This is a genomic window from Agrobacterium vitis (assembly GCF_013337045.2).
GTDB lineage: Bacteria > Pseudomonadota > Alphaproteobacteria > Rhizobiales > Rhizobiaceae > Allorhizobium > Allorhizobium vitis_B.
The window spans coordinates 137,347-150,778 of the sequence record NZ_CP118261.1 but is presented as its reverse complement, the minus strand read 5'-3'; the positions used below and the strand labels follow the sequence as shown (position 1 = coordinate 150,778).

Below are 13,432 nucleotides of genomic sequence, written 5' to 3'. Positions count from 1 at the left end.
TTCTGGATGCGCGGCCGATTGCGCAACGGGGATAACACAGCAACCGGTATTGCATGCGCGGAATCCCTGGTCATCAATATCTATCAGCTCCATCATCAAAACGCAGGACTATGGAAGACCGGCAAAAGCAACTTGCACGATTTACTATGGTGGATCAGATCGCTTGAAGACTGATTAACGGTGGGCGGCGAGACACGCGAAAACGGCATTTGTCCTTAGGGCGTAGTGACGATTTAAGGTTTTGATCTTCCCAAAGGTGTCCAAATCACATTCCAGACTGACTGATCTTCTCGGGCGGCCTCGACGGCACAATCGTGCTCCATCTGGCCGCAAAATATCATCGGGACGTCACAGCGTTTCCGATCAGCACTCAAAATTCCACAGATCTGGAATATGCGCGGCGTTTTTGCGCCGAGCGCGGCATTCCGCATATCGTGACGGAATTTCAAAGTGGACAGAACAAACGCAACATTCGCAATTCAATCTTCAGCGGAGAGTTCTTCGAGCCCGTCGACATCTCGGATATGCTAACAAATGGCATCCGTTTATGCCGGGGTCCGGGCGAATGGCTTTAAGATTGCGCTGTCGGGAGATGGAAGCGATGAGATTTTTGCGCGATATGGTCTATTCAAAACGGCCAAAGATCCCTACGCTCTCTCGACCTACAGGCTGAATAATCTCTTCCGTACGGATCTTCAGCGTACCGATCGCAGCAGTATGGCAAGCTCGATCCAGTGCCGGTTCCCATTCCTAGATCGATGGCTTATCGAGTTCGCCATGGCTTTCCCCTTCGATTTGAAGGTCAGGACCGGCGTTGAGAAGTTCGTACTCCGCGAAGCATTCCGGGGTGATATTCCGGACTATATGATTGACCGTCCTAAGATTAGAATACCGGAAGGGATTGGGATCCACGACCAAATATTTCGTGCGCTCACCGATGCCACTCGCCCTTCTGATATACTGCTCCCAGACAATATCGACGGTCCTCAAATTCGCAACGCGTTGGCGATGTTTCTCTAATTCGGGTACAATGCGCCTACCGAACGACACAAGAAAGTCGGCACTGACTATTTCGATGGCGGCAACTTTAATTTCGATGAATTTAGCGAACAGAGGAGCAGCGAATGGACACTCAGACAATTCTTACGTTTTGCTTGGCTTTCTTCGTATTCGCCGCGAGCCCAGGCCCGGACAACCTTACGATTTTTTCCAAAACTGTCTCCAACGGCCCGGCGCACGGAATTGCGTATGGTGTTGGGGTCGTTTGCAGCATCTTTCTGTTCGTCATCTTCGCGGCAATTGGCTTCAATGCAATTGCCCAATACATGAACGAGAAGCTGCGATTCATTCAGTATGTGGGTGCCATGTATCTGATCTACACAGGCGTTATGATGTGGAGATCGAAACCGGACATTAAGCCCCGGGTGATGCGCGGCGGCTTGGTATGGCTCTTCTTAACCGGGTTTCTTTTGAACATATCCAACCCCAAGATGCCAATCTTCTACCTCGCGCTCCTACCGGGAGTTCTCGGCATTCGGCCACTAACAGTGTCTGACACACTGGAATTGCTGGCGATCATCGCGCTCATCGAGGTCGTGGTCGTAGGTGGGCACGTGTATCTGGGACAGAGGGCAAAATCCGCTCTTACCGATCCGAAGAAGCTCGGCGTGTTGAACCGTGGCGCTGGGGCGCTCATGATTGGCGCTGGCGTGCTGGTTGCAAGTCGCTAATAACATCAGGAGCATCAAGGCTTTTGTGCCTAGTGGGACCAAAGGTCGTCGTGGTCCGCGCACCGACGACCGGGATTTCCTTGATGCGTTATTATGGATGGCCGTTCGGGCGGACGCTGGCGCGACCTGCCGGCGCGGCTGGGGGACTATCGCTCGGTGAAACGGCGCTATTACCGCTGGATCGAGATGGGCGTACTTGACCAGATGCTTTCGGGTTCTGGCGCGCGAAGCTGACCTGGAATGGCTGATGATCGACAGCACCGGCGAAAAGGGCGCAGATGCCCAGGACTTCACCTTCTCGTATGACAGACATAGAGAACACCGTGGAAACATCGGCACGCTCGAACGCAGCCGATGGCGCGAGCTTTACGCGACACCTCCGATCGCTCAAGGCCCACCCGCATAGCCAGTTCGCCGACATCCAGCTCTTCCTCCGACAATAGGAAGAGTATCTGGAGGAGGTTCGGGTCTCAGTTGCCCACTCCAAACCAATGGCATGGACATCGTTCTGGCCACGGCAGAGCCCTTTGCAGGGATTTCGGGCATTGCCACCTCCTGTTCGAGTTATGTCAGGCCTCTCTATCCAGAACCGTCGATCGGAATTCCAGGTCCGGCAGGGCGCTCCGGTGGCTCATTCAGATTGAACAGCCTCCTGCACAGGCTATCGAAATCCGCGTTCCGGTTCGGCGCACATGTAGATTGCGAGCGCTGCCCGGGTTGGTGCCTCAGGTGATTGCCCCACTCCACACCATGGACTATTAGTCATATCGTAGGAAGAATGCTCATTATCGCGTGGCAGTAAAGGGAGACTTCTGGGGAGAGCTAGTTGCGAAAGAGGATCAGGCTGCATCAGGTCCGCGTGGGAATGTTTGTCGAGGAGCTGGAAGGGACAGCTCTCGACCCTGCGAAACCGCATGGGCGGTTTCTGATTAAATCCTCGCTGGATCTCGATCGCATGATGGCAAGCCATGCTATCAGCGTCGTCATTGACACACAGAAGGGCATCGACACCGATACCGCGTTCCCTCCCGAGGGGCTGAACCCCGCCGCCTTTCAAGCCCATCTGCATAGCTTTTTCTCAGGCGAGCAAATTGCCTTGGCGCAAAGGGCTATTGAGGAGACGCGACCCTATGTTCGAAACGTCCTCGTCCAGGCGCAGCTTCATCACGCCTTTCAATTCGATTCCGCCTGTCTAGCCGTCGAAAAGGTCATGTCCGACGCCATGTCGACGACAAGTGCATTGATCGGCGTTGCCAAGCTGAAGGACAAGGATGAAGGGACTTTTCTTCATTCGCTGGCCGTCAGCGCGTTGATGATCACATTCGGCCGAAACCTTGGACTGAACGAGGAGAAGATCCGCCTACTCGGCCTTGGAGGGCTTGTTCACGATCTCGGAAAGATGGTGTTACCGGTGGAACTGTTGCGCAAGCCCGGCAAACTCACGGCCGATGAACTGGCGCTAGTCCGCACTCATCCGCAACGCGGCTACGAAATGTTGAAGAAAGAGCCCTACGTTTCAAACGCCGTCCTTGAGATATGTCTTTCCCACCACGAGAAATTCGACGGTTCTGGCTATCCACATGGATTGGCGGGAAACGATATTCCGCTTGTCGCCCGGATCGCCGCTATCTGCGATGTCTATGAGGCATTGACGACTGTGCGGCCATACAAGCGGGCCTGGACGCAGGCGGAGGCAATTGACACGATGATACATTCAACCGGGCATTTCGACCCGGATCTGCTGAAGGCCTTCGTTTCCAGAATGGTTATCAGCGGCACGATCCACTGAGAGGCGTCATTGCGGGGCAGTCGGCCTTTCCAACTCGATGACCTGCGCGCAGATCATCAGATTGTTGGCGATTTCTCTGCACTGTTCCGGTGTCATCGAAAATTGCACCGATTGCGTATCTCCGCCCGGTTTGTCGATCTTGAGGTTTACGATGCAGGACATTCCCTGTTTGATGTAGCGATTGAATTCCCGAAGCGGGGGCGCGACCATGCGCCCTCGTTCATCAAGGTCTGGTTGTGGTATTTTCTCTCCGTCACTCGCGAATCTCTACGCGTATTTGGACTGCAACCGTTACGATTATAATTAATTCCGAATTAATATCAGTGTGCGAGTATTCGTACTGTGGCTCGACGTATAGCCACGAACGTCTCCATGGAGGATCGCCCGTGAATATTCTCAATCGTGGTGCCAATGCTGTCGCAATTCTTTCTGCGCTATCAAAATCTCAAGCCATGATCGAGTTCGATCTTTCAGGCAAGATATTGACAGCCAATGAAAATTTCTGCCGCGCGCTCGGCTATGAGCTATCGGAAATCGTCGGCAAGCAGCATAGCATGTTTGTTGAACAGGGCTATGCGCGGTCATCGGATTACAAGGCATTCTGGGCCAAACTCTCAGCCGGTCAATATGATCAGCAGCAATATAAGCGCATCGGCAAAGGCGGCAAGGAAGTCTGGATCGAGGCCTCCTATAATCCGGTCATTCGCCGTGGCAGGCCAGTGAAGGTGATCAAGATCGCCACCGACATCACTGCTCAGAAGCTCAAGACTGCCGAAGATGCCGGCAAGCTAGAGGCTCTGTCCCGGGCACAGGCGATCATCGAATTCACTCCGGCCGGCGACGTGCTGACAGCCAATGAAAACTTCCTGTCGACCCTCGGTTATGCCCTGTCCGAGATCCAGGGCAAGCGCCATTCGATGTTCTGCGAAAGTTCCTACGTCAATTCGGCCGCCTACCGGGACTTCTGGATGAAGGTTGCCGGAGGCGAACTGGTGGCGGACGAGTTCATGCGGATCGGCAAGGGCGGGCGCAAGGTCTATATCCAGGCCTCCTATAATCCGATCTTCGACATGAATGGCAATGTCTTCAAGGTGGTGAAGTTTGCGACCGATGTGACCGGGCGCGTCGAAAATGTTGACCAGCTTGCAGGTTGCCTGGACAATCTTGCCAACGGCGACTTGTCACAGAATATCGAAAAGCCATTCATCCCGTCCCTGGAACGCCTGCGAACCGATTTCAATGCCGCCTCCGAAAAGCTGAAGCGAGCGATGGCGACGGTCGCTGACAATGCACGTGCGATCGCGGCCGGTTCGAGCGAGATTCGCACCGCAGCCGATGAACTGGCGAAACGGACGGAACAGCAGGCAGCCTCTGTCGAGGAAACAGCTGCGGCACTTGAAGAGATTACGACGACTGTGAAGGACTCCAGCCGCCGCGCCGAAGAGGCCGGACAGCTCGTCAGTCGCGCCCGCGAACATGCGGAGCACTCTGGTCAGGTCGTTCGAGACGCAATCGGTGCCATGGATCAGATCGAAAACTCGTCGCGGGAAATCTCCAACATCATCGGCGTCATCGATGAGATCGCTTTCCAGACCAATCTTCTGGCATTGAATGCCGGCGTCGAGGCCGCCCGCGCCGGTGAAGCCGGCAAGGGTTTCGCAGTCGTCGCCCAGGAAGTTCGTGAATTAGCACAGCGATCTGCGACGGCGGCAAAGGAAATCAAGATGCTGATCACTGCTTCGGGCGGGCAGGTTCAAAACGGTGTTTCTCTCGTGACGAAGGCGGGCTCCGCCTTGCAGGAGATAGCCACTCAGGTGCACGACATCAACACGAATGTCGTTGCGATCGTCGAAGCCTCTCGCGAGCAATCTACCGCCCTTGGAGAGATCAATCAGGCGGTCAATACCGTCGATCAGGGGACCCAGCAGAATGCGGCCATGGTCGAAGAGCAAACTGCCGCAAGCCACAGTCTGGCCCGTGAGGCAGCCGCGCTGTTCGAACTGCTGGAGCAATTCAGGTTCGATGATGTACCGAGATCGATGCCATCATCGACCGGTGGTCCGCTGCGACCTCTGCCCCGGTCTTCACCCCCAGCCAGCCGCAGACCTGTTTCGTCCTCGGCCGCACGCGGTAACGCGGCATTGGCCACGAAAGAATCAAACTGGGAGGAATTTTAACCGCTGACTGCCGATCTATGCTGGGCGCGTCATTGGAGCCCGTTTCTGAAGCCTGGGAACATCACCGTACGGCACGCAGGCCGCGAGGCGAGTGCTTTGGCCAATCGTGCCTGCGCGAGGTAAAACGCAACAGCACCAAGAGTTCGGTCGATGCAAGCCAACCGATAGGGGCATCAAAGACACCGCAAATACCGGCACGACTCTCCTTCCAGACCTGTCGACGCGTTCCGGCAAGGCTCGATCCTGCCAACCACCATCCACCGCCGCGGCTAAATCCCCATAGCGCCAAACAACCCGCGCCTTCGTTCAATGCGGCTTACATGAGGCCGCCCGAATTCGCCGCGCCGTCCGATGCGACCTCAAATAACCCTCCAGATTCCCTGTGGTTGATTTTGTGATTCAAGATCATTGCTGGTGTGGAGGCCGGTGATGATGGCAAGACCTCTTTCTTTGGATTTACGAACGCGTATTGCGGGGGCGTTGAACGGTGGCATGACGGTCCGCGCAGCGGAGCGGTTTGGCATATCGGCGGCATCTGCTGTGCGGATCGGACAGTTGAATCGTTCGGGCAAAGGCTTGCTGCAAGCGAAGATCGGCGGCTATGTCAAGCCAACCCTGAGGGGGGCTGCGGCCGATGCAGTGCGTCAGCGGCTGCAGGTCAAGTCAGACTGGACGGTGCGTGCCCTGTCGGCGGACCTGAAGGCTTCAGGGATCAACGTGTCCCACGACACGGTCTGGCGGTTCCTGCGCGCAGAAGGCAAGACCTTCAAAACGTATGGCCCGCCCCGCTTGCAAGAGCATTCTACGATTTGCTGATCAGTCTGCGTCAACGTATACGGTCTCATGAGTAAGCTCATGGCCAAGATGGACATCCGCACGTTCAGAGCCCCAATAAACACTTCGGCACCCAGTGCCATTTTTTTAACCGGGCTTTCCAAACGCCGTTCGACTGTCAGGCCATCTTCACGATCCTTCCTGCAAACTTCGTTGGGCTGCGCGTTTCATAGTGCGTAGCCAATCCGATTACGCAGCTACCGGGTAACTGCGGTCAAAAGCTGTTTCCTTGCGCAAGGCGGCCCACGCCATTCGTGCCAGCTTGTTCGCCAGCGCTACAACCACAGCGTTACGGTGTACGCGTCGCTCTATCATGGCCTTCAGCCATCGCCCGAGAGGCGTGTTACTCGTTGAAAGCGACGGTAACGCCGCGCGAGCACCATGAATAAGTAGAGTGCGCAGATAGGTGTTGCCTAGTTTTGATATCCCAAGCAGTCGGGGTTTACCGCCAGTACTGTACTGTCTGGGGACCAATCCGAGCCAAGCGCCCAGATCGCGAGCCTTGGCGAAGCTGCTCGCATCACCCACCGCAGCGACCAGGGCCGTCGCATTGAGTACACCGATTCCAGGGATAGATGTCAGCCTGCACATAGCGGCATCACCGCGAGCCAACTGGATAAATTCGGTATTCAGAGCTGCGATTTTTGTGTCGAGTTCCTTCCATTCTGCACGCAACTCGCCAACCAGCTGGCACAGTCGCGACGACAAGACCTCATTGCTCCCTGCAAGCATGCTGTCCACGCCAAGCTCGAGTTTTCGCCTCCCAACCGGAAAGATTACCCCACGCTCCAACAGGATCGCGCGAAGCTGATTGATGAGGTTCGTTCGTTCAGTCACAAGGCGAGAACGCGCCCGATGAAGCGTCTGGATGTCCAGTTGCTCCTCGCTCTTAAGGTCGACAAAACGCATGGTTGGTCGAGATGCAGCTTCGGCAATACCCTCAGCATCCCGGTCGTCGTTCTTCTGGGCTTTGATATACGGGCGAACGTACTCCGGCGACATCAACCGGACCTCGTGGCCTTGTCTAGCAAACAGGCGACCCAGATGATGGGCACCGCAGCATGCTTCCATTGCGACCACGCAAATCGGGAGCTTCGCTACGTAATCAATCAGCGTCTCGCGACGCATCGTCCGGCGAGTAACCACCGCACCAGTTGCGTCGACACCAACTGCGCTGCAGGAGTTCTTGCCCAGATCAATTCCGAGAATCATTATGTTCATTGGTCCGTTCCTTTCTTCCTTTCACACGCCAGCATCATAACAGACGCTGGGGAAAGGGGCGGGCCATTCCATAAACACTGGTGGCAAGCGAGCAGGACAGGCCGAAGGTGGCCCGGTTCCGAGCGCGGTGGAAGACCCATCAGCATCGGCTTGACCCGGACAGGCTTGTCTTCATTGACGAAACCTGGGTCAAGACCAACATGACGCGCACTTGCGGCTGGTGTCAGCGCGGAGAGCCTCTCATCGCAAAAGTCCCTCATGGTCATTGGAAGACGCTGACCTTTCTGGCTGGCCTGCGCCGCGACGGCATCGTTGCCCCCTTCGTGCTCGACGGCCCCATCAATGGCCTTGCCTTCACCGCATGGATCCGTCAATGCCTGGTTCCCACATTGAAGGCAGGCGACGTCATCATTCTGGACAATCTGGGCAGCCACAAAGGCAAGCCTGCCCGTGACGCGATCCGGGATGTCGGTGCCCATCTCTTTTTCCTGCCGCCCTACAGCCCCGATCTCAACCCCATCGAAATGATGTTTGCAAAGCTCAAGACGCTCGTCAGAAAGGCCGAAGAGCGAACCGTCGAAACAACGTGGAGGCGCATTGGCGAACTGCTCAAGCTCTTCACACCACAGGAATGCTCAAATTATCTCAGACATGCAGGATATGGTTCATATTAAACCTGACAGACTCTAGGGATTATTGTCGCACAAATACGGCTTCCTGGACTATCCTTCGCTCACTCCCCCGACTACCGCCAAGATAGCCTTGGACAGATCGTCTGATCCAAATGGCTTGCGAACGAGCCTGGTCATGGGTCCCATCGCCGTGCCTTCCACCCGATCGTGTCCCGTCGCAAAAAGTACAGGCAGATCGGGTGCGATTGTTCTCACGCGCTCGACCAGTGCAACCCCTGACATATCTGGCAAGCCGACATCGGTCATCAAAAGATCAATCTGATTTGAATTGATAATGCCGAGAGCCTCTCTCGCGTCGCCGGCTTCGAGAACCGAATGACCCAGCTCTTCCAGCATATCCCGCGTGCTCATTCGGATCAGGGCATCATCCTCGCAAATCAGCACCACAAGGGATCGCACCGGCGGATCACCGGGGACAGATGGAATGGATTGTTGTGTCGTCGTGGCGGTAAGCATACGTTGCTTCGTGTTCGCAAATACGGCACGCAACTTTCGCGCCAAAGCCTCACGTGTGTAGGGTTTGCTCAACAGTTCGACGCCCGGATCCAGCCGTCCGGCATGAACGATAGAATTCTCGGTATAGCCCGACGTAAAGAGAACGCCGAGCTGCGGCAGCCTCTCGACAGCTTTGCGCGCCAGTTCCGTGCTTTTGAGATTTCCTGGCATCACCACATCGGTGAATAGGAGGTCGATCGCCATACCGCTTTCGATAATCGCAAGAGCACTTTGCGCGTCAGGCGCCTGAAGGACGCGGTAACCGAGATCGCTCAGCGTCGCCATGACAGTCTCGCGCACGGCATTATCGTCTTCCGCCACCAGGATCGTTTCCGTCCCACCTACGATGGGACCCATATCGATGTTGACAAGAACGTCCTCGGACTGGCTAGAGCGGGGCAGATAGAGCTTGATGGTGGTACCCTGGCCGAGCTCGCTATAAATCTTGATATGTCCCCCGGATTGTTTGACAAATCCGTAGACCATCGAGAGGCCGAGACCTGTCCCCTTGCCTTCGGGCTTGGTGCTGAAGAACGGATCGAACGCTTTTTCCAAGACTTCCGCCGACATGCCGGAGCCGGTATCCGTCACGGCCAGCATCACGTATTGACCGGCGGACACATCAACATGAGAACGCGTATATCCATCGTCAAGGAAGGCGTTGCCCGCCTCGATCGTCAGCTTGCCTTGCCCATCCATGGCATCGCGCGCGTTGATCGCCAGGTTCAGCAGGGCGTTCTCGAGATTGGCGCTGTCGATAAGCGTGTTCCACAAACCACCGGCGATAACAGTCTCGATCTCGATGGATTCGCCAAGCGCGCGGCGCAGCATCTCGTCCATGTTTCGGATCAGACGCGCGGGGCTTACGACCTTCGGTGCCAATGGCTGCCGGCGGCCGAATGCCAGGAGTTGCGACGCAAGCTTCGAGCCGCGAGACACACCCTCCATTGCGTTCTCGACGCGCGTTTCAGCACGGTGATTTCCCGCGATATCCTTCGCCAGCAATTGCAAGTTCCCGCCAATGACTTGTAGGAGGTTGTTGAAATCGTGGGCGACGCCACCTGTCAGATTGCCGATTGTCTCCATCTTCTGGGCCTGGCGCAAAGCGTCCTGCGCCTTCACCAACTCCGCAGTTCCAGCTTCGACACGGTGCTCCAGGGTCAGCGCGAATTCAGCAAGGGCGGTTTCCGCCGCCTTCTGATCGTCGATGTCGGTATTGGTGCCGATCCATCGATCGATCTTTCCATCGCTCGCTTTGATGGGAACCGCGCGGGCGATATGCCAGCGATAGACCCCGTCATGGCGCCGCAGCCTGAACTCGACCTCGTAAGGCTGTTCCATCGCACGGGCATTGGACCAAGCTTCGGCGGCCGCAGGGATATCGTTCGGATGAACCATAGCTGCCCAGCCATCACCGTTAAGGCTACCCTGAGCGGATCCACTATAGGCATAGACCCGATCGTTGAACCAATCGAGCGCCCCATCCGGTGGCGACGTCCAGACGTGGTTGGGCATCGATTGCGCCAGGGACCGAAACCGCGCTTCGCTTTCCGCCACCAGACGTTCGGCGCGCTTGCGCTCGGACACTTCGAGGAACAACACCGCAAATCGGTCGCCGCCGAGCGCGCGCGCCCGCGCCTCGAACCACCGGTCGAGCGATGGCACGTGGGCCTCCAGCATCTCCGCGACACCTGTATCCACCACCCTGGCATAGCCATCGATCAGATCGCGGGGAACGTCCGGAACGATGTGGCCCAGTTGATGACCGATGGCGTCCTCTGCGGGGATCCCCGTCTGCTTGGTAAAGGCTGGATTCAGCTCTTCAAATATGAAATCATGCATGTGGCCGGCGGCATCACGCACAGCGCGACCGACGAAGAACCCTTCCTGCATCTGCTCGAACAGCTCTCGCCACTTCGCCTCGCTGTCGCGAACAGATGCTTCGATCGCCTTTCGGGGCGTAATGTCCATCGCAGCGCCGACAAACCGCTTGGCCCCACCGGAGCCTGAAACCACCTCCCCCTGGCGGGCGATCCATCTCACCTCGCCGGACGTCTCGAAAAGCCTGCGGTATTCGACATAGTCGAGCGGATTGTCGCTGCCGAGCTTTGCCGGTCCTGTGTTCGAACGATCGTCGGGATGAAGCAGGCTCACCAAAAGCGTATCGGTCACTTCGATGTCGGGTGACAGTCCCCAGATGCGCCGATACTCGTCGGAAACCTCGAGCAGGCCCGTATCGGGATACCATTCGAATGTGCCGATGCCCCCGGCTTTCTGGGCCATCTGAAGTCTCTGCTCGACACGAACCCGGGCAGTCGTGTCCTTGAGGATGATCACAGCACCACAGGGTACGCCGTCGTCATTCCGGACGCAGCTGGCATCGATGTTCAGCCAGACATCGTGAGGAGCGCTGTTGCGTTCGACCACGAGATGCTGATCGCGATAGGAAAGGGTTTTGCCGGAGAGGACGGTTGTCAGAAAGTTCTGATCAAGCTCCAACAGTTCAGGCCAGGCCCTCCTTAAGGTCTGTCCGAGCGATCCCGGGTGGCGGGAGCCCGCAAAACTCGCATAGGCATCGTTATAGATGACTGTGCCCTGGGCACCCCACAGCAAAACCATGGGAACACCGGATCCAAGGACGTAGGACGTCATGTTCCGAAGCAGGCTTGACCACTGGCCAAGGTCGCCCAAGGGCGTGTCGCTCCACTCGAAGCGAGCAATCGCGTCCGCGCACGGATTGCCGAGCGGCAGAAAGTTGTTTGAGGCTTTGGGCGACATCGTCATCTGAGCCAAGAATTTGAGTGGAAACAGTTCCTCTGATTATTGAGCAACAGGTACTGATCTATCAGTACCGGAAGGATCCCGCAATTAGGGTTTTAGGTTAGGATTGCATGGGCTTATGAGACTTGGATAGTTTACAGGACTGACAGTGGACGGGAGTCTTCCCAATGGCCTCGGCTGCTTGTCGGAGAACGCTCTGTCAAGCTGGTATCGCTGACATTCCGACGCGTGCAGAGGTCAATCGGCACTTGGACGTGACGCTCTGCCTTTCGATCGTAGATTGGGTGCTTACAATCACATCGTCTGTCGTCACGCATAATACCTTTGGCCGCATTTACATGTTGCCGGTCGGACCTGTTCATAAGCTGGACACCTCTATTTACCGGCATGGGACGGTTGCAAGAGCTGACAAAGCCATTTCGGCGGTGAATTCGGCAAGCGACCTGTTAGTTTTGGGTGATAATTGCCGCCTTGGCGGCTTGCATTCCGGCCTTTCGGCCAACGAGCATCACGCCATCTGCGGTTTTCCGGTCAGGCAGACATAGCGGAGCATGTTGTAGGCGATATTGGCCACGCCGATCTTCACCTTTGCCGTGCTGATACCAATGGTGCGGATGAAGAGCTTCATCTTGTCCTTCTGCCTGGCAAAGACATGCTCGACGGCGGAGCGAACTTTCGAGCGGTGGCCATTGGCCCGCGACATAGCCTCGGGCATGGGGCGGCCCTTCGGTTTCCTCTGGTGAATGTCCGACTTCAGTCCGTTCTTTTCCAGCCACTCCTCGTTGGTCTTCGACCGATAGGCGCTATCGGCCCAGACGGTCGAGGCTGTGTTGTCCTTTGTCACGACATAGCGGAGTTGGGCCCCGTCATGGGCGCTCGCACTCGTTACCGTCCACCCCCGGATGAAGCCGTGCACCCGATCAATCCCCGCATGATTTTTGTAGCCGAACATCGGGATGGCAATGTCATGCTGCTTGGTCGCGGCCGTTGTCGGTGTTTCCGTCGGTTGCTTGGCCTTGGAATACTTCACCGTCCAGCGCGCGTCGCGGTCCTTCTGCGCGAGCTTGGCGGGTTTGTCCTTCCACTCGTCCGGGACCTCACCAGCCTTGATCGCGGCCTTCTCATCCTGGCTATTGTGCTGCTTGGGAGCCTGGATGATCGTCGCGTCAACGATCTGCCCGCCCTTGGCCAGATAGCCCGAACGTGAAAGGTGCTTGTCGAAGCGTGCGAACAGGTTATCGATGGCACCGGCGCGCACCAGGCTTTCGCGGAACAGCCAGATCGTCTTGGCGTCCGGCACCTTCTCCGACAGACAATCGGTCCTGGATAACGAACTCGGCCTGATCATCGGAGAGATTGTAAAGCGCCTGCAACACCAGGATCTTGAACATCAGCACTGACGGGAAAGCAGGGCGACCGCCCTTCGACCCATCAGATCGCTTCAGCGACTTGGCGAGCGGCTTCTCGAACACAGGCCAGGGAATGATCGCGTTGAGCTTTTCCAGAGGATCACCAACGGCACTCAGCCGCTCGTAACGTTCGTCCAAATCCCAGAACCCTGGCTGTCCCCGCATCATCCGCTCCCTGCAAATCACACAGCCGAAGTGAATCACGAATCCCGAAAAAAGGGGAGGTTTTTAGAGGTGTCCAGCTAATTGTCGGTCGTGATCTCAAGCGCCTGAAAAAATGCTGGATGCGAAGGTGTCGGCTTCA

General features: G+C 56.6%; 10 protein-coding genes and 4 pseudogenes. 9 read left to right on the top strand and 5 right to left on the bottom strand.

Annotated elements, in window-relative coordinates:
- Nucleotides 1-314 precede the first annotated feature (314 nt).
- The 4 genes and pseudogenes from G6L01_RS28175 to G6L01_RS23595 form a co-directional block, all read left to right on the top strand.
- Complete coding sequence (locus tag G6L01_RS28175) at nucleotides 315-575, top strand: class I SAM-dependent methyltransferase (RefSeq protein ID WP_060716669.1); 261 nt, start codon at nucleotides 315-317, stop codon at nucleotides 573-575.
- Nucleotides 535-1,020, top strand: a complete 486-nt coding sequence (locus G6L01_RS23605; protein WP_060716670.1) for an asparagine synthase C-terminal domain-containing protein — start codon at nucleotides 535-537, stop codon at nucleotides 1,018-1,020. Before G6L01_RS28175 ends, G6L01_RS23605 begins: the two co-directional genes overlap by 41 nt.
- Nucleotides 1,021-1,124: 104 nt before the next feature.
- Entirely contained in the window at nucleotides 1,125-1,730 is a 606-nt protein-coding gene (locus G6L01_RS23600) for a LysE family translocator (protein ID WP_060716671.1), read from the top strand.
- Nucleotides 1,705-1,992 (top strand): annotated as a pseudogene (locus tag G6L01_RS23595) (transposase); the annotation flags it as partial. The gene G6L01_RS23600 and the pseudogene G6L01_RS23595, both read left to right, overlap by 26 nt.
- Before the next feature lie 28 nt (nucleotides 1,993-2,020).
- Here G6L01_RS23595 and G6L01_RS28170 read toward each other — a convergent pair.
- Entirely contained in the window at nucleotides 2,021-2,170 is a 150-nt protein-coding gene (locus G6L01_RS28170) for a hypothetical protein (RefSeq protein WP_174089337.1), read from the bottom strand.
- Nucleotides 2,171-2,556: 386 nt separating this feature from the next.
- On the opposite strand from G6L01_RS28170, the gene G6L01_RS23590 reads away from it, so the two are divergent.
- On the top strand, nucleotides 2,557-3,519 hold the full coding sequence (locus G6L01_RS23590) for an HD-GYP domain-containing protein (protein ID WP_060716672.1): 963 nt from the start codon (nucleotides 2,557-2,559) through the stop codon (nucleotides 3,517-3,519).
- A gap of 6 nt (nucleotides 3,520-3,525) precedes the next feature.
- Here the strand turns inward: G6L01_RS23590 and G6L01_RS23585 are convergent, their stop codons facing one another.
- Nucleotides 3,526-3,729, bottom strand: a complete 204-nt coding sequence (locus G6L01_RS23585; RefSeq protein ID WP_060716673.1) for a COMM domain-containing protein — start codon at nucleotides 3,727-3,729, stop codon at nucleotides 3,526-3,528.
- 176 nt (nucleotides 3,730-3,905) lie between these two features.
- On the opposite strand from G6L01_RS23585, the gene G6L01_RS23580 reads away from it, so the two are divergent.
- The gene (locus G6L01_RS23580) at nucleotides 3,906-5,696 is read left to right on the top strand and encodes a methyl-accepting chemotaxis protein (protein WP_060716674.1); all 1,791 of its coding nucleotides are present in this window, start codon (nucleotides 3,906-3,908) and stop codon (nucleotides 5,694-5,696) included.
- Nucleotides 5,697-6,125: 429 nt separating this feature from the next.
- Complete coding sequence (locus tag G6L01_RS23570; protein WP_060716675.1) at nucleotides 6,126-6,512, top strand: helix-turn-helix domain-containing protein; 387 nt, start codon at nucleotides 6,126-6,128, stop codon at nucleotides 6,510-6,512.
- Between the two features lie 207 nt (nucleotides 6,513-6,719).
- Here the strand turns inward: G6L01_RS23570 and G6L01_RS23565 are convergent, their stop codons facing one another.
- Nucleotides 6,720-7,751, bottom strand: a complete 1,032-nt coding sequence (locus G6L01_RS23565; RefSeq protein ID WP_060716676.1) for an IS110 family RNA-guided transposase — start codon at nucleotides 7,749-7,751, stop codon at nucleotides 6,720-6,722.
- 74 nt (nucleotides 7,752-7,825) lie between these two features.
- On the opposite strand from G6L01_RS23565, the pseudogene G6L01_RS23560 reads away from it, so the two are divergent.
- Nucleotides 7,826-8,425: pseudogene (locus G6L01_RS23560) on the top strand (IS630 family transposase); the annotation flags it as partial.
- Nucleotides 8,426-8,473: 48 nt separating this feature from the next.
- Here G6L01_RS23560 and G6L01_RS23555 read toward each other — a convergent pair.
- On the bottom strand, nucleotides 8,474-11,716 hold the full coding sequence (locus G6L01_RS23555; RefSeq protein WP_071207468.1) for a response regulator: 3,243 nt from the start codon (nucleotides 11,714-11,716) through the stop codon (nucleotides 8,474-8,476).
- Between the two features lie 236 nt (nucleotides 11,717-11,952).
- On the opposite strand from G6L01_RS23555, the pseudogene G6L01_RS23550 reads away from it, so the two are divergent.
- A pseudogene (locus G6L01_RS23550) lies at nucleotides 11,953-12,087 on the top strand (DUF2867 domain-containing protein); the annotation flags it as partial.
- A 140-nt stretch (nucleotides 12,088-12,227) separates the two neighbouring features.
- Here the strand turns inward: G6L01_RS23550 and G6L01_RS23545 are convergent.
- Nucleotides 12,228-13,293 (bottom strand): annotated as a pseudogene (locus G6L01_RS23545) (IS5 family transposase).
- Nucleotides 13,294-13,432 lie beyond the last annotated feature (139 nt).